The organism is Sulfitobacter sp. DSM 110093, assembly GCF_022788715.1.
In the GTDB taxonomy this organism is placed as follows: Bacteria; Pseudomonadota; Alphaproteobacteria; order Rhodobacterales; family Rhodobacteraceae; genus Sulfitobacter.
This window is the reverse complement of the sequence record NZ_CP085167.1, coordinates 498,328-514,185: the sequence shown is the minus strand read 5'-3', so window position 1 is coordinate 514,185 and position 15,858 is coordinate 498,328. Positions and strand designations below refer to the sequence as shown.

Genomic DNA, 15,858 nt, shown 5'->3' with positions numbered 1-15,858 from the left:
AAGGGGAGTTAAAGTTTCAATGTGCCGCAGATTTTGTTGAGGAGTTTCGCAGGCCAAATCTGGCGCGTACAGGTTTTCAAAAGCAGAGGCTATTCCAGCAGGCTGTCGAGCGCCGCTTGCCCGCGGCTTAGCTGCCCCAGATAACTTTCGGTATCGATATTCGCCCCACAGACGATCACCCCCACACGCCGCCCGGCCAGTTGCGCACGCAGGGGCCCGAGCGCCCCGGCCATCGCGGCCCCGGCGGCAGGCTCTACCGCCAATTTCGCGGCCTGTTGCAGCACCACCATCCCGGCGCAGATCGCATCGTCGCTGACCGTCACCACATCATCGACATAGACCGCACAAAGCGCATGGCCAAAGGGCAGCGCCATCGGCGGGCCAAGACTGTCGGCGATGGTATCGACCTCAGGGATGGTCACGGGCGCGCCAGAGGCGAGGCTTCGCGACATGCTGTCGGCGCCTGTCGGTTCCACGCCGTACACCCGACAAGCGGGGTTGATTGCCTTGACCGCGGCGGCCACACCGCTGATCAGCCCGCCACCGCCAACAGAAACGACGACCGCGTCCAAATCCGCCACCTGCGCCATCAGTTCCAGCCCCACCGCGGCGGTGCCGAGCGACGTGTGCAGCCCCTCGAAAGGGTGGATAAAAAACCGCCCCTCGTCACGCACCAGCCGCTCTGCCTCGGCAAAGGTCTCTTGCCCGGCGGGTTTCATGATGACCTCGGCCCCGGTGGCGCGGGCGAGGGCTACGCGGAAGGGGTTGGCGTTGTCCTGCATCACGACCTTGGCGCTGATGCCCAACTTGGCCGCGGCCCAGCCAGCAGCGATGGCGTGGTTGCCAGCGCTTGCCGCCGTGATGCCGCGTCCGCGGGTGTCATCATCAAGCTGCCGCGCAACCGACAGCGCGCCACGGGCCTTGAAGGTGCCGGTATGCTGAAAACACTCCAGCTTGAGCGCAACCTGTGCGCCGCCCAGCACATCATCGACCATGGGGGAGGAGAGCGTCACCACCGGTGTTTGCACGATATCGCTCCGCAACGCGGCGGCCCGCGCCTGCATCGCCTCCAGCGTCATCCCGGTAATGTCCACGTCGTTCATTCAGCCGTTCCCTTCGGGTGTCCTTAGGGGAACAATAGCTTCGGATTTGTCTTCTGCCAGTTCTTCAAAGTCGAAATTATGCAAGCGGCCCGCGCGTTTGGCGGCTTTTTCGCTGCTGACTTTGATCTCTTCGACATCGCGCCGCGCTTGGCTGAAATGCCGATCAAGGTTGCCGACACGCATCGCCAGACGCTCAACATCCTTGTTCAGATTGCCCAACTCCTTGCGGATCGCGCCTGCCTGTTCGCGCATACGCGCATCTTTCAAAATCGCGCGCATGGTGTTGAGCGTGGCCATGCAGGTGGTTGGGCTGACGATCCATACGCGCTTTTCAAACCCCTCGCGCACCAGTTCGGGAAAGTTGGCGTGCAACTCGGCATAGACCGCTTCGGAGGGCAGGAACATCAATGCGCCCTCAGCCGTCTCGCCCTCCAGAATATATTTATCGGCGATGGCGTTCAGGTGCACCCGTACGGCGGTTTTCATCTGCTGTGCCGCGGCGCGGGTCTCCGCTTCGGTCTTGGCGCGGCGCAGGGCCTCATAGGCCTCTAGCGGGAATTTGCTGTCGATCACGATCGGGCCGGGTGGGTTGGGCAGATGGATCAGGCAATCGGGCCGCTTGCCGTTGCTGAGCGTGGCTTGCAGGGAGTAGCTGTCCGAGGGCAGCGCTTTCGACACGATATCGCGCAGTTGGATTTCACCAAAGGATCCGCGCGTTTGCTTGTTGCTTAGGATGTCTTGGAGCGACAGCACATCGCCCGAGAGCTTGGTGATATTATCCTGCGCCTTGTCGATGGAAGCCAGCCGCTCCTGTAACTGCGTCAGGCTGGTCGTCGTGCGCTTGGACGAGCCGTGCAGCGTTTCGGTCACGCGCTGCTGCATCTCGGCCAGTGACCGAGCCGAGCGGGCAGCGTTGTCGGCCAAGCGGTCCTGCATCTGCTGTTGCACATGCGCTAGCCGCGCCTCCATGCTTTGCATCATCTGCGCTTGGGTATTGCTTTGTGTGTCCGAGACCATCTGCAACCCGCCGCGCAACTGCTCCTGCCCCTGCCCCAACTGCTGCACATGCCCCCCAAGCACGCGCATCTGCTGCGCCAAGGGTGCGGCCACACGGGCCGAACGGCCAGCGGCGCGCACCGCCATGATCAGCAAGATAACGATGAGCAACAGCAACCCGGCCCCGGCAATAGCGGCCAGCGTCACAGGGTCAGACAGGTTCAACGTCGTGCCGCCAAGTTCCATCAAGTGCGCCCGAAAAGCCGTTCGATGTCGGCGAGTTTAAGTTCAACGTAGGTGGGCCGCCCGTGGTTGCACTGGCCGGAATGCGGGGTCGCCTCCATCTCACGCAAGAGCGCGTTCATCTCTTCGGCGCGCATCCAGCGGCCTGAACGGATCGAGCCGTGACAGGCCACGCGGCTCAGGATCGCTTCGATCTTGGCCTGCACGATGTTGCTGCTGTCGCCATCGTCCAACTCGTCCAACACATCGAGGATTAGGGCACGCGCGTTCACGGTGCCAAGGATCGCAGGTGTCTCGCGTACGGCGATGGCACTGCCGCCGAAGGCTTCGATGCCAAGGCCAAGTTTCGCCAGTTCGTCTGCCAGTTCCAACAACCGCGCGCAATCATTCGCGGAAAGCTCAACGATTTCCGGGATCAACAGCGCTTGGGCCGCGACGCCGTTGGCTTCCATCTGGCGCTTCAGCTTCTCGTAAACCAACCGCTCATGCGCGGCGTGTTGGTCGACGATGACCATGCCATTGGCGGTTTGGGCAATGATGTAATTTTCATGCACCTGCCCCCGCGCAGTGCCGAGTGGATAGTCGGGTGCGGGCGTCGCCTCCTCGCCCTCGGGCGCGGCATTGAACGGCGCGGGCACTTCGGGCATCGGCGCGCTTTCCACACGGCCCCAGACGCCTGCAGTTTCGGCAAAGCCAGGCGCCTGCGCCTCATAGGCCGCTTGGCGTGCGGCAGGGCTGGGGCGTTCCATACCCGCGCGGTCCATCTGGTAGACCCGCGCGCCCTGCGGTTCGGGCTGCATCGCGCCCAAAGTCGCCTGTGCCACGGTTGTCGAAGCGCGGTGGCCCGCCTCGGCCAGCGCATGGCGCAAGGCCGAGACGATCAGCCCCCGCGCCAAACCGGGATCGCGGAACCGCACCTCGGATTTCGCCGGGTGCACGTTCACATCGACCAGCGTTGGTGGACATTCGACAAACAACGCGGCCGCCGGGTGGCGGTCTCGGCTGAGGAAATCGAAGTACGCGCCGCGCAGCGCACCGGTCAGCAGTTTGTCCCGCACCGGGCGGCCATTCACGAAGAGATACTGCGCCACCGCAGAGCCACGCGAGTAGGTCGGCAGCGCGGCGAACCCCGTCAGATGCAGCCCCTCGCGCATCGCGTCGATGGGCAGCGCATTCTCGGCAAACTCCCGGCCCAGCACCTGCGCCAAACGGCCGTGCAGCGCCTCGAACAGATCGCCTTGCTCAGCCTCGGCGCGGAACACATCGCGGCCCTTTCCGTCGCCCGACACATCGCGCAGCACGAAGCGCACGAAGGGTTCGGCCATGGCCAGCCGCTTAATGACATCGCCAATCGCCTGCGCCTCTGCCCGGTCCGTGCGCAGGAACTTGAGCCGCGCAGGCGTGGCAAAGAACAGATCGCGCAGGGTCACGATGGTGCCGCTGTTCAGCGCCGCCGGGCGCACCTCGCCCATGCGGCCCCCGTCGACGGTGATCTCGGCCCCATCAAAGCCCGACGCTCGGCTGGTGATCGTCAGCCGCCCGACAGCACCGAGGGACGGTAACGCCTCCCCCCGAAACCCGAAAGTGTGGATATCAAGCAGGTCAGAGCCGTCGATTTTGGAGGTCGCGTGGCGCGACAAGGCCAGCGCCAGATCCTCAGGCGCGATGCCGCAGCCATCGTCGGTCACGCGGATCATCGTCTTGCCACCGTCGGCATATTCCACGGTGATGCGCCGCGCGCCCGCGTCGATGGCGTTTTCGACCAGTTCCTTTACCGCAGAGGCGGGGCGTTCGACCACCTCGCCCGCAGCGATGCGGTTGATCGCGGAATCGTCCAACTGGCGGATGACGGGGCGGTTTTCGCTTATATTGGGGGTCGGGCTTGGCATACCGCAAGACCTAGCATGGGCCATTCCGATTCTGCCAGTTCGGATTGCGTCTATCAGAGTGGGAAGACAGAGTCAGCGGACCGCCGCCAAGACTGGGGCGATCCGCTTCTGGGTCGGCTACTCGGCGCGCTGGTGCTTTTGTTATTCCGGTCTTATCAGCGCGGCGGGCGACCCGGGTACAAGTCGTCTCCGAAGGAGCTTGCACCCTGTATAGACGCAGGACGAATCACAGGTCAAAGCAAAATCGAATCGGTAGGTCAAAAAACGAATCGGTGCGATTCGATTAGGCAGCGGGTGCTGCGGCACCTCTTTGTCGATGTGGCCCCATTAACGCCGCTAGCCCAAGGACCACACCCGAGACCGTGGCGATCATCCCCGCCGCGGACACCGAATCCCGCATGCCAATCCACAGCGGCCCGTACCCCGCCAACACATAACCCAATATAGCGGCCAAAGTTGCGAACAACACCGACCATGCAATCTGATGCTCTAGCCGATTGGTCATCATCCGCGCGGCGGCGGGAGGACAGATGAACATGGCGATGACAATGATACTGCCCACCGCGTCAAAGGCAGCCACAGCGGCAATCGCTGCGACGATCACCAGCCCGAGGCCCAGTGGCCCGGTCTTCATACCGATAGTGCGGGCGAACCCTTCATCGAAGGTGCTGATCTTCAACGGTCGCCAGAACAGCGTGGTGAAAAGCGCCACGAACAGCAGCGTCACCGCCATACGCGGCAGCTCCACCGGGACAGTCGCCAGCGCTTCGGGGTCGAACAAAGACGCCCAGCCGGTCGCATCCAGCCAGATCAGGCTCTCAAGATTGCCGTAAAGCGCATGTTCCACGTCCAGATGCACATTGCTGGTGTCCGATTGCTCAAGCAGCAGCACACCGCCCGCGAACATCGCGGTAAAGACCACGCCCATGGCTGCGCCAGATTCGATCTTGCCCAAACGCCGCACGCCTTCAATGGCCAGTACCGCGACCAACGCAGCACCCGCAGCGCCCAGTAGCATCGGCCAGGTGCTGACCACGCCGGTCAGCAGAAACGCCACGACGATCCCCGGCAGCACCACATGGCTGATCGCATCGCCGATCAGCGCTTGGCGGCGCAGGACAAGGAAGTTCCCCGGCAAGGCGCAGGCCACGGCGACGAAGATGCCGGTCAACATCGGCACCAACGACAGGGGGACAAATTCAGAACCGTTCATGCCATCACCCCGCCGCGCATGTCGATGCGGCTGTCAATTTCGCGAATTTGGTCGGCGGTCAGCACCGTCTCAATCGGGGTCAGACCGTCATATTGCTGGGCCGCCGCCTCATAGGCCGGATCGCGGCGGATCAACTGCCAGCGGGTTTCGTCCCGCAGCGCCTTGGCGGCGCGACCCCGACCTGCTTTGGTGGCGACCCCATCGGGCAGCGCATAGCCTTCGGCACGCAGCAGGCGCAGGGTCAGTTGTTCGTAGATCGGTTGTCCATGGGCAAGCGCCAGCAGCCCCTGCCGCAGATGCACCCGGCGCTGATACCGGCGGTGACGCAGCAAAGCCGTAAGCGCGCCGCGCCCCGGGGCCAGCAGCAGCGACAGTGCAAAAAGCGCAAAGCCCACCAACACGATGATCGGCCCCGTCGGCAGGTTCGGCTGGGCCGCCGACAGCGCCGCGCCGATATAGGCCGCGATACCGCCAAGCGCGCCGGAGATCAGCACCACATGATCGGTCCGCTCGCTCCAAAACCGGGCGGTGACGGGCGGGATGATCAAGAGCGCGACAATTAGGATCAGCCCGACGATCTTGAGCCCCACCACGGTCACCGCCAGCACCAGCCCCATCATCGCCAGATCGGTGCGCGGGACGTTCTGGCCGATGGCGGTGCCATATTCGGGATCGAACGACGCCAATGTCAGCGGACGCCGAAGCAGCAGCACCAGCGCCAGCGTCAGCGCCGCGGCCACCGCAATGATCAGCGCATCGTTGCGCAGCATCCCGGCGGTGGAGCCCAAAAGGAAATCCTCCAGCCCCGCCTGTCGTCCGGCGCTCATGGTCTGGATCACCGTGAGTAAGACGATGCCGAGCCCAAAGAACACCGACAGGACCGAGCCAATCGCCGCATCTTCGGCCAGACGTGTGCGGTTGCTGAGCCATGAGACCAAGAGCAGCCCCGCCGCCGCAGACAAGGCCGCGCCCAGCAGCAGGCCAATCAGGTTGCGCCCGTCCCCGCCAAACGCGACCATTACCATAAAGGCCAGCGCCACACCTGGCAGCGTCGCATGGGAGATCGCGTCGCTGACTAGCGCCCGTTTGCGCAGGAATAGAAAAGTGCCGCCAACGCCCGCAGCCATGCCCAAAAGCGTGGCCCCCAGTGTCACCAGCGTGGCGTTATAGCCCAGTTGCAGCGTCAGCGCTTCCCAGATCATGACAGTTGCAACGCATCCATCTGCGCGCCTGCCAAGCGACCGCCATAGGCGTCTTGCAGGTGGTTGGCTTGGAATACCTCTTCGACGCTGCCTTCTGCGACGCGGTGGGTATTGATCAGAAACACATTGTCGAAATACTCGGCCACGGTCGATAGGTCATGGTGAACCGCCACTACCGTTTTGCCTGCGTCCCGCAGAGATTTCAGCACGGCGATGATCGCCTTTTCAGTTGCCGCATCGACCCCGGCAAAGGGTTCGTCCAGCAGATAGAGGTCTGCATCCTGCGCCAAAGCACGGGCAAGAAACACCCGCTGTTGCTGGCCGCCCGACAGCTGGCCGATCTGACGGGTGGCGAAATCCTCCATCCCGACGCGGGCCAGACAATCGGTGGCGCGGGCGCGGTGCACAGGGCGGATGCGGCCCAGCAGGCCCAACTGCGGGTAAAGACCCATCAGCACCACATCGATCACGCGGGTCGGAAAATCCCAATCCACGCTGGCACGCTGCGGCACATAGGCGATGCGGTGGCGTTGTTCGGCCACCGGCTTGCCATAGACGGTGGCGGTGCCCGCCAGCGGCGTCAGAATACCCAAAGCCGCTTTGAGCAAAGTCGACTTGCCCGCGCCATTAGGGCCGATGATCGCGGTCATCTTGCCCGGCTCAACGGTCATATCCACCGAAAAGACCGCAGGTTTCTGCCCGTAAGAGACGGTCATGCCACGCACGGCAAGCGGGCTGTCGGTGCGCGACATGGGCGCGGCGTCACGGCTGCTGGCAAGTTCAAGTGTCATGGATCAGCTTTCCTGTGCCAGTTTGCCGTTCATCCCGCCAGCATCAACAGACGCGCCAAGCGCGCGGGCGATAGTGGTAACGTTATGATCAATCATACCGATATAAGTACCCTCATAGCTGTCGGGTTCCCCCATGGCGTCACTATAGAGCGATCCGCCGATCACGACCTCATGACCGCGCGCCGCAGCGCCTTCGACCAGCGCGCGCATGTTGCGGTCAGAGACCGATGTCTCGACAAAGACTGCACCGATTTCGCGGTCGACCAGTTCATCGACCAACGCAGAGATGCGGTTCAACCCCGCCTCGCTGTTGGTCGAGATGCCCTGAATGCCGATCACCTCGAACCCGAAAGCGCGTCCGAAATAGCTGAACGCATCATGCGCTGTGACCAAGACGCGCTGGCTTTCAGGCACCTGCGCCACGGTCTCGGCGGCATAGATGGCCAATTGTTCCAGCTCGGCGCGGTAGGTGGCTGCGTTCTGTGCGAACATCTCGGCCCCTGCGGGTTGGGCCTCGGTCAGGGCGCGGGTTACCTCATCAACCACGGCGATCCATGTTTTCGGGTCCATCCAGACGTGGGGGTCATAACGGCCCTCGTAATCCGGGTGGCTGAGCAGATCTTCCTTGGGCAGCGCATCGGCCACGGCAACCACGGCGCGTTTGCGGCCCAGATCCTCGAAAAACCGTTCCATCTGCGCCTCAAGGTAGAGGCCATGCCAGAGCACCATATCAGCCCGGGTCAGCGCCACGATGTCGCTGCGCGTCTGGCGGTAGCTATGCGGGTCAACGCCTGACCCCATCAGCGAACGGACCTCAACCAGATCGCCACCAACGCGGCGGGCGGCGTCAGCGATCATACCTGTCGTCGCGACGACATTAAGCTTTTGCGCTGCGAACGCGGCTGGCGCCGCACCCAGAAGGGTGAGGGCACTCAGGCCTCCGATCAAAGCGGCGCGGCGAGACGGGCGAAAAGGATCAAATGCATGTTTCATGATGTCTTTATGAGAATGATTCTCAACTAAGTCAACAGTTGCGAATGGTTCTCATTAACATTTTCAGTATCCGCCTGTTTTCCGGGCGTTCAACCGATGACGCGGGGTTAGCGTCGCTTGCTTTGGCCCTTGGCCCATGTCATTTTGCCCGCCTGACCAAACCGGAGAGACCCGATGGCCACCCAGACGACCCCGCAGGAAAGCACGACTGAAACCGGCCCAACCGGGCATCTGCCGCAGGTGACAGAGCAACGTGTCGCGCCTATGCCGCTTGATATGGACTGGCTGCGCTCTGTGCAGGCAAACACCTCGGCAATCGAGCGCCGCGCCGCCGCTCTGCCCGCCCGCCGTTCGCTGAAAAAAGCGCATCAGGCCGCGTGGCTACTACGCGCCGTGACCTGTATCGACCTGACGACCCTGTCGGGCGACGACACCGCGCGCCGGGTTGAGCGGCTTTGCGCCAAGGCGCACCAACCGATTGCGCCCGATCTGCTGGATGCGCTTGGCATGGCGCCGATCACCACAGGGGCGGTTTGTGTGTACCACGAGATGATCCCCGCCGCACGGCGCGCGCTGGAGGGCACGAACATCCCCATCGCCGCCGTCTCCACCGGTTTCCCAGCGGGACTGTCGCCGCTGGAACTGCGCATCCGCGAGATCGAGATGAGCGTCGAGGCAGGGGCGTCCGAGATCGACATCGTAATCTCGCGCCGCCATGTGCTGTCTGGCGATTGGCAGGCGCTGTATGACGAGATGCGCGCCTTCCGCGAAGCCTGTGGCGAGGCGCATGTGAAAGCGATCCTTGCCACTGGGGAACTAGGCTCGTTGCGCAATGTGGCGCGTGCGTCGCTGGTCTGCATGATGGCCGGGGCCGATTTCATCAAGACCTCGACCGGCAAGGAAAGCGTCAACGCCACCCTGCCCGTCAGCCTCGTAATGATCCGCGCGATCCGTGAGTATTATGAGCGCACCGGTGTGCGCGTGGGCTACAAGCCCGCGGGCGGCATCTCGAAGGCCAAGGATGCGATCACCTATTTGGCGCTGATGAAGGAAGAGTTGGGCGACCGTTGGTTGCAGCCTGACCTGTTCCGCTTTGGGGCCTCGTCGCTGTTGGGCGATATCGAGCGGCAATTGGAGCATCATGTGACCGGCAACTATTCGGCGGCTTACCGCCACGCGACCTCCTGAGCCTGTTGCAGGCTGCGGGACGGTATTTGGAAAAGGATGAAGGCATGAGCGTGTCCGAGATTTTTGAGAGCATGGAATACGGGCCAGCCCCGGAATCGGCGGCAGATGCGCTGGCGTGGATCGTGGATCAGGGCGGGCGTTTTGGTCACTTCATTGATGGGTCGTTCACCGCGCCGGGGGCGGGGTTTGACAGCACCAACCCGGCGACGGGAGAGGTTTTGGCCAGCCTGACGCAGGCGACGCAGGGCGATGTCGATAGCGCTGTGAAGGCGGCGCGCAAGGCGCAGCCGAAGTGGGAGAAGCTGGGCGGCCATGGCCGGGCGCGGCATATTTATGCGCTGGCGCGGTTGTTGCAGAAACACGCGCGGTTGTTTGCGGTCTTGGAGGTCTTGGACAACGGCAAGCCCATTCGTGAGGCGCGCGATATCGACGTGCCTTTGGCGCAGCGGCATTTCTATTATCACGCGGGCATGGCGCAGCTGATGGAGAGTGAGTTGCCCGATGCACAGGCGCTTGGGGTTTGCGGTCAGATCATTCCTTGGAACTTCCCGCTGCTGATGCTGGCGTGGAAGATCGCCCCGGCGCTGGCGATGGGCAACACGGTGGTGTTGAAGCCTGCGGAATATACCTCGCTGACCGCGCTTTTGTTTGCGGACATTTGCCGTCAGGCCGGGTTGCCGAAAGGTGTGGTTAACATTGTCACCGGTGATGGTGCCGTGGGCGAGATGATCGTCACCCATGAGGATATCGACAAGATCGCCTTTACCGGTTCCACTGCCGTAGGGCGCCGCATTCGTGAGGCGACGGCAGGCTCGGGCAAGGCGCTGACCTTGGAGCTGGGGGGCAAGTCGCCTTACATCGTTTTTGATGACGCCGACCTTGATAGCGCGGTCGAGGGGCTGGTTGACGCGATCTGGTTCAATCAGGGGCAGGTCTGCTGTGCGGGCTCGCGCCTGTTGGTGCATGAGCCTGTTGCGGATCGATTCTATGCCAAGCTGCGCACCCGGATGGAGAAGCTGCGCATTGGCGATCCGCTGGACAAGAGCATTGACGTGGGCGCGCTGGTGGACCCGGTGCAATACAAGCGCGTGAGTGACATGGTGGAGGCAAACACCGCGGGCGAGCGTTTTGTCACACCGGGTGACATGCCTGAGCAGGGATGTTTCTATCCGCCGACGCTGATCACCGGGCTGAACCCGGCGGATACGCTGATGCAGGAAGAGATTTTCGGGCCGGTGCTGGTCTCGACCACTTTCCGTACGCCCAGCGAGGCGGTGCAGCTTGCCAACAACACGCGCTATGGGCTGGCGGCGACGGTCTGGACCGAAAATGTGAACCTCGCCCTTGATATTGCGCCACAGTTGGAGACCGGGATCGTTTGGGTCAACGGGACCAATATGATGGATGCGGCGGCTGGCTTTGGCGGCAAGCGCGAGAGCGGCTTTGGCCGTGAGGGCGGCTGGGAAGGTCTGGCGGGCTATACCAAGCCCAAGACCGCCCAGAAGCCGTTGAAAGAAATCGAAGCCTTCACCGGTGAGGGCGGCCCGGAAGACGGGATCGACCGCACGGCGAAACTTTATATCGGGGGCAAGCAAGCCCGGCCCGATGGGGGCTATTCGGCACCAGTCTGGGGCAAGTCCGGCGGGCTTTTGGGGCATGTCAGCCTTGCCAGCCGCAAAGATGTCCGCAACGCCGTCGAGGCGGCGCATGCGGCGAAGGGGTGGTCGAAAACCACGGGCCATCTGCGGGCGCAGATCCTCTACTACATCGCCGAAAACCTCTCGGCGCGGGGCGATGAGTTCGCCGCGCGGCTGGATGCGATGCAGGGGACAAAGAATGGCCGCAAAGAGGTTGTTGCCGCCATTGACCGGCTATTCACCTATGCCGCTTGGGCTGACAAATACGACGGTCAGGTGCATGGGGTGCCGATCCGGGGCGTGGCGCTGGCGATGAAGGAACCTGTGGGCGTGATCGGGGCGCTTTGCCCGGCAGAGGCACCGCTTTTGGGTCTGATCTCTTGCATGGCGCCCGCGATTGCCATGGGCAACCGAGTGATCCTTTCGGCGAGCGAACCCTTCCCGCTGGCGGCGACCGATTTCGTGCAGGTGTTGGAGACTTCCGACGTACCTGCGGGCGTGGTGAATATCCTGACCGGGCCGCAGGCCGATTTGGCTGACCCGATGGCGCGACATATGGACATTGATGCCGTCTGGAGCTTTGGCGCGGCGGAACTCTCAGCCGTGGTTGAAAAAGGCGCAGCGAGTAACATCAAGCGCACTTGGGTCAACCACGGCATGGCGCGCGATTGGTTCGGGGCCGAGGGTGCGGGGCGTGCATTCTTGCAAGCCGCAACCGAGGTTAAGAACATCTGGGTGCCCTACGGCGAATAAACCCTATCGCCGAGATGCAGTGAAAGCGCCGCCCCCCTTCGGGAGCGGCGCTTTTTTCATTCCTGCGGAGGGGTAGAGGCTTCGAGCCCTTCGGGCTGGCCGACGACGACGAAATGCAGGTTTTCAGGGTCCAGCAACTCCGCCGCGACGCGCTTGACGTCTTCTAACGTGACCGCTTCGACCTTGTCGTTACGGGTGGCGATATAATCAATCGGCAGGCCGAGCATCTGCATCCCGACAAGGATGTTGGCGATCGGCCCGTTGCCGTCAAAACGCAGGGGATAGGCACCGGTGATATAGGTCTTGGCGGCCTCCAGTTCCTCTTGCGTGATGCCCTCGGTTGCGGCTTTGGCCCATTCGGTGCGGATCACTTCAATCGCCTCGCCGATACGGTCATTGGCCGAACTGACAGAGCCGAGATAGGTCTCAGCCAGATCGCGCGGGGCGAGGTAGGAATAGACGCCATAGGTCAGACCGCGCTTCTCGCGCACCTCGGTCATCAGACGGGATTCGAAACCGCCGCCGCCAAGCACGTGGTTCAGCACCGTTGCCGTGAACCAATCGGGATCGTCCTGCGCGAGGCCCGGCTGGCCGAGGATCGCAACGGATTGCGGTGTGGCGAAATCGACCACTGTCGTGCCCGCGGGGATATCGACTTCAGCGCGCGGGGGCATCGGCGCGCCCTTGGCCGGCAGATCGCCCAGCAGCGTATCGAGCAACTCGCCCAGTTCTTCGGGGGTGATGTCGCCCACCGCGCCGACATAGATGCGGTCACGGGCCAGCACGGCCTTACGCGCCCCAGTCAGGTCATCGCGGGTCAATCCGGCCACCGTCTCCAACGTGCCGTTCAGCGAACTGCCGTAGGGGTGGTCGCCAAAGGCGATCTTGTCGAAGGTCTGGCGGGCGATGTCGTTCGGGTCTTTCTGGTTCGACTGGATGTTCGAGATCACCTGACCGCGCACACGCTCTACCGCGTCTTCGTCAAACCGCGGCTCTAACAATGCGGCGCGCAAAAGCTCGATGGAGGCTTCGCGGTTTTCGGTCAGGAAACGGGCAGAGACGGAAAGCGAGTCATCCGACACGTCGAAACTGAAGTTGGTTGCCAGCGCTTCGGTCTCGCGGCTGAAGGCGCGCGCGTCCATGTCGCCTGCGCCTTCCTCCAAAAGGCCGGTCATCAGGTTGATCGCGCCGCGTTTGCCGGGGGCGTCCAAGGACGCGCCGCCCCGGAAACGGATTTCCAAGGCAACAAAGGGGATCGAATGTTCTTCGACCAGCCAAGCGGTGATGCCGCCGGGGCTGGTGACGGGTTGAATGTCGACTTCGGCGCGGGCGGGGAGTGCGGCGAAAACCGTTAGGATCAGGGCGTAGAACAGTCTCATTGCGCGTCCTCCTTCATCAGCCAACCGGTGACCGATGCGCGTTTGTCGAACAGGGTGCGGGCCGCCTGCATGATGTCTTCGGCGGTGACGGCTTGCAGCACATCGGGCCAGTCTTGCACGTCTTGCACCGTCAGACCGATGGCGAGGGCCGAGCCATAGCGGTTTGCCACGCGGTCGGCATCGTCGCGGGCGTAAATCTGATCGGCGCGCAATTGCGCCTTAAGGCGCTCAAGGTGTTCTGGGTCCACCCCGGCTTCCATGAACTGCACCAGCACCTCGTCCAGTGCCTCTTCAGCTTGCTGAAGGCTGACACCGGGCACGGGCAGCACCACAACATCAAAGGTCGTGTCGTCCAGCGTATCGGCCTTGTAGAAGGCGCCGGTGTAATTGGCGATCTGTTCGTCGAATTGCAGCTTTTCAGCGAGGTAGGAGGTGGTGCCGCCGCCCAGCAATTCGCTAAGAAGCAAAAGCGCCGCCGCCTCTTCCTGCGCACCGCTGTCCCGCTCTTGGGCAAGGTAGGAGCGGCGCACATAGGGCTGGGCCACGCGGGCGTCTTGGTAGATCAACCGGCGCTCGGCGATCTGCGGCGGCTCTTCGGTCCGCAGGCGCTCGGGCAGGTCAGGGTTGGCGGGGATCTGACCATAGGTGGCTTCAGCCAATTCGCGTACGTCCTCGGGCATCACATCGCCTGAGACGACGAGGATCGCGTTGTTGGGCGAATAGTAGAGCTCATAGAAAGACAGCGCATCTTCAAGGTCCAACTCCTCCATCTCATGTTTCCAGCCGATGATCGGCACGCCGTAGCGGTGGTTGAGATATTGTGCAGCGTTGACTTGTTCGCTGAACAGCGCGGCTGGGTTGTTCTCGGTCCGCTGGTTGCGCTCTTCCAAAATCACATCGCGTTCGGTTTCGATGTTTTCGGGGGTGAGGCGGATGTTTTTCATCCGGTCGGCCTCCATCTCCATCATCAGGCCGAGGCGGTCGGCGGCGACGCGCTGGAAGTAGGCGGTGTAGTCGTAGCTGGTGAAGGCATTGTCGCGCCCGCCGTTTGCCGCGACGGTGGCCGAAAACTCGCCCGACTCAAGTTTGTCGGTGGCTTTGAACAGCAGGTGTTCAAGAAAATGCGCCACGCCGGATGACCCTTTGGGTTCATCGGCTGAGCCTGCGCGGTACCAGACCATCTGCTGCACGACCGGGGCGCGGTGGTCTTCTACGACCACAACCTCCATGCCGTTATCGAGGGTGAAATGGGTTACCGCCTCATTCTCGTTATCGCGCGCCTGCGCGGAGGGGGCTGTGAAGAGCGTCGCCACCAGGGCCGCCATCATCGGCAGTCGGATCATTGCTTACCTCGAAATATATCGCCTCCCGCATTACCTACGCGGTCTGACGCTACTTTCAAGAAGCCTAGCGAAAACGTGTGTCTTGCGGAGGGTAAGACGGCGTGCGCCCGCCTGCTTTGCGCCAGCGCTCCGCCTCGCTATGGGCATCAAGTGTTTGCCGCTGGTAGGCTTGGCTGTAGCGATCCACCGGCACGATGCGGAACTGGGTGAACCGCCCTTTGCGCTTGCGGAATTCGGCATCGGACTGTGCCAATGTGCCGCGAATACCGGGTTGAACACCCATCCGGCCCGCATGTTGCACCAGTGCTGCGTCCCCTGCGGGGATACCACCGGACGTATCCAGCCGCCCGCCAAAGGCTGCAACGCCTTCGGCAATCGCCGAACGATCGGTCAGGTTCGCCTGCCCCGGTGTGGGGACGGGCAAGCTGTTCAAACTGTCAGGGCGTTCCAGCGGCTTGACCGGTTGGATCAAGAACTCATCCGGGCCGTCAGAAACAGGCTGCAAATCGCGAAGGCCCTGATTGCTGCAGGCGGCGAGGGCCAGCGGGATCAAGCTGATGAGGGCAATGCGACGCATGGTGTCTCCTTTCGGGGTCTGCCTCTCAATATCGCAGGCAGGCGGGCAATGTCACTGACCTTTTTTGCCCCGGCGCTTGGACGCGCTTTTTGGCTCTCCGGTAAAGAGGATCAGGCCCAAGGCTCCGGCGAAAATGAAGACATCGGCAAGGTTGTAAACAAAGGGATTATTGATGCCACAGCAAGAGTTATTCAGGAAGTCGAGCACATAACCATAGATCAGCCGATCCGCCACATTCGCCAGCGCCCCGCCGACCAACAATCCACCGCTCAGTTGCGCCCAACGCCCATGCGGGCTGCGCCAAAGCCACAGGGTGACGCCCGCGCAGATCGCCAGCGCCACCACGATCAGCACCCATTGGCTCATGTCACCGCCGAGGCCAAAGTTAATGCCGCGGTTTTCACCATAGCGGAAATTCAGCACCGGCGGCAGCACATCAATGGAACGGATACGTGCCAACTCCATGATGTGAATGACCACATATTTGCTGATCTGATCGACCAGAAAGGCCACAAAGGCCGCGATGCCGAATGTCCGCATGGTGCTGCCCT

The 15,858-nt window shown here is 62.6% G+C and carries 13 protein-coding genes; 2 read left to right on the top strand and 11 right to left on the bottom strand.

The genetic code is table 11. From position 1 onward, the window contains the following. Positions 1-89 precede the first annotated feature (89 nt). From DSM110093_RS02465 to DSM110093_RS02435, 7 genes are all read right to left on the bottom strand, one after another. Positions 90-1,103: a pyridoxal-phosphate dependent enzyme gene (locus DSM110093_RS02465; protein WP_243266555.1), complete on the bottom strand. Its 1,014-nt coding sequence runs from the start codon at positions 1,101-1,103 to the stop codon at positions 90-92. Further along, on the bottom strand, positions 1,104-2,348 hold the full coding sequence (gene rmuC, locus DSM110093_RS02460; protein WP_243266554.1) for a DNA recombination protein RmuC: 1,245 nt from the start codon (positions 2,346-2,348) through the stop codon (positions 1,104-1,106). Further along, positions 2,345-4,231 (bottom strand): DNA mismatch repair endonuclease MutL, encoded by a 1,887-nt coding sequence (gene mutL / locus DSM110093_RS02455; protein WP_243266553.1) that lies wholly within the window; start codon positions 4,229-4,231, stop codon positions 2,345-2,347. The genes rmuC and mutL overlap by 4 nt, the downstream gene beginning before the upstream one ends. 283 nt (positions 4,232-4,514) lie before the next feature. Beyond that, the gene (locus DSM110093_RS02450; RefSeq protein ID WP_243266552.1) at positions 4,515-5,444 is read right to left on the bottom strand and encodes a metal ABC transporter permease; all 930 of its coding nucleotides are present in this window, start codon (positions 5,442-5,444) and stop codon (positions 4,515-4,517) included. Further along, on the bottom strand, positions 5,441-6,646 hold the full coding sequence (locus DSM110093_RS02445; protein WP_243266551.1) for a metal ABC transporter permease: 1,206 nt from the start codon (positions 6,644-6,646) through the stop codon (positions 5,441-5,443). The genes DSM110093_RS02450 and DSM110093_RS02445 overlap by 4 nt, the downstream gene beginning before the upstream one ends. Then, entirely contained in the window at positions 6,643-7,437 is a 795-nt protein-coding gene (locus tag DSM110093_RS02440; RefSeq protein WP_243266550.1) for a metal ABC transporter ATP-binding protein, read from the bottom strand. The genes DSM110093_RS02445 and DSM110093_RS02440 overlap by 4 nt, the downstream gene beginning before the upstream one ends. A gap of 3 nt (positions 7,438-7,440) precedes the next feature. After that, complete coding sequence (locus tag DSM110093_RS02435) at positions 7,441-8,430, bottom strand: zinc ABC transporter substrate-binding protein (protein WP_243266549.1); 990 nt, start codon at positions 8,428-8,430, stop codon at positions 7,441-7,443. Between the two features lie 174 nt (positions 8,431-8,604). On the opposite strand from DSM110093_RS02435, the gene deoC reads away from it, so the two are divergent. Both deoC and DSM110093_RS02425 read left to right on the top strand, forming a co-directional pair. Further along, positions 8,605-9,618, top strand: a complete 1,014-nt coding sequence (deoC, locus tag DSM110093_RS02430) for a deoxyribose-phosphate aldolase (RefSeq protein ID WP_243266548.1) — start codon at positions 8,605-8,607, stop codon at positions 9,616-9,618. A gap of 44 nt (positions 9,619-9,662) precedes the next feature. Beyond that, a complete protein-coding gene (locus tag DSM110093_RS02425; RefSeq protein WP_243266547.1) occupies positions 9,663-12,008 on the top strand; it encodes an aldehyde dehydrogenase family protein in 2,346 nt (781 codons plus the stop codon). A 56-nt stretch (positions 12,009-12,064) separates the two neighbouring features. Here DSM110093_RS02425 and DSM110093_RS02420 read toward each other — a convergent pair whose 3' ends face one another. The 4 genes from DSM110093_RS02420 to lspA all read right to left on the bottom strand — a co-directional run bounded on the left by DSM110093_RS02420 (position 12,065) and on the right by lspA (position 15,847). Then, the gene (locus DSM110093_RS02420; RefSeq protein ID WP_243266546.1) at positions 12,065-13,387 is read right to left on the bottom strand and encodes a pitrilysin family protein; all 1,323 of its coding nucleotides are present in this window, start codon (positions 13,385-13,387) and stop codon (positions 12,065-12,067) included. Then, positions 13,384-14,730, bottom strand: a complete 1,347-nt coding sequence (locus tag DSM110093_RS02415; protein ID WP_243266545.1) for a pitrilysin family protein — start codon at positions 14,728-14,730, stop codon at positions 13,384-13,386. The genes DSM110093_RS02420 and DSM110093_RS02415 overlap by 4 nt, the downstream gene beginning before the upstream one ends. A gap of 64 nt (positions 14,731-14,794) precedes the next feature. Further along, positions 14,795-15,307 carry a DUF3035 domain-containing protein gene (locus tag DSM110093_RS02410; RefSeq protein ID WP_243266544.1) on the bottom strand — a complete coding sequence of 171 codons (513 nt, stop codon included), beginning with the start codon at positions 15,305-15,307 and terminating at the stop codon, positions 14,795-14,797. Between the two features lie 51 nt (positions 15,308-15,358). Then, positions 15,359-15,847 (bottom strand): signal peptidase II, encoded by a 489-nt coding sequence (lspA, locus tag DSM110093_RS02405; protein WP_243266543.1) that lies wholly within the window; start codon positions 15,845-15,847, stop codon positions 15,359-15,361. Positions 15,848-15,858: the final 11 nt, after the last annotated feature.

Excerpts from the sequence above, each read along its gene's own strand:
- DSM110093_RS02465 (WP_243266555.1), bottom strand. The coding sequence starts at position 1,103 with ATGAACGACGTGGACATTACCGGGATGACGCTGGAGGCGATGCAGGCG.
- mutL (WP_243266553.1), bottom strand. The coding sequence starts at position 4,231 with ATGCCAAGCCCGACCCCCAATATAAGCGAAAACCGCCCCGTCATCCGC.
- DSM110093_RS02450 (WP_243266552.1), bottom strand. The coding sequence starts at position 5,444 with ATGAACGGTTCTGAATTTGTCCCCCTGTCGTTGGTGCCGATGTTGACC.
- DSM110093_RS02445 (WP_243266551.1), bottom strand. The coding sequence starts at position 6,646 with ATGATCTGGGAAGCGCTGACGCTGCAACTGGGCTATAACGCCACGCTG.
- DSM110093_RS02440 (WP_243266550.1), bottom strand. The coding sequence starts at position 7,437 with ATGACACTTGAACTTGCCAGCAGCCGTGACGCCGCGCCCATGTCGCGC.
- DSM110093_RS02435 (WP_243266549.1), bottom strand. The coding sequence starts at position 8,430 with ATGAAACATGCATTTGATCCTTTTCGCCCGTCTCGCCGCGCCGCTTTG.
- deoC (WP_243266548.1), top strand. The coding sequence starts at position 8,605 with ATGGCCACCCAGACGACCCCGCAGGAAAGCACGACTGAAACCGGCCCA.
- DSM110093_RS02425 (WP_243266547.1), top strand. The coding sequence starts at position 9,663 with ATGAGCGTGTCCGAGATTTTTGAGAGCATGGAATACGGGCCAGCCCCG.
- DSM110093_RS02420 (WP_243266546.1), bottom strand. The coding sequence starts at position 13,387 with ATGAGACTGTTCTACGCCCTGATCCTAACGGTTTTCGCCGCACTCCCC.
- DSM110093_RS02415 (WP_243266545.1), bottom strand. The coding sequence starts at position 14,730 with ATGATCCGACTGCCGATGATGGCGGCCCTGGTGGCGACGCTCTTCACA.
- DSM110093_RS02410 (WP_243266544.1), bottom strand. The coding sequence starts at position 15,307 with ATGCGTCGCATTGCCCTCATCAGCTTGATCCCGCTGGCCCTCGCCGCC.
- lspA (WP_243266543.1), bottom strand. The coding sequence starts at position 15,847 with ATGCGGACATTCGGCATCGCGGCCTTTGTGGCCTTTCTGGTCGATCAG.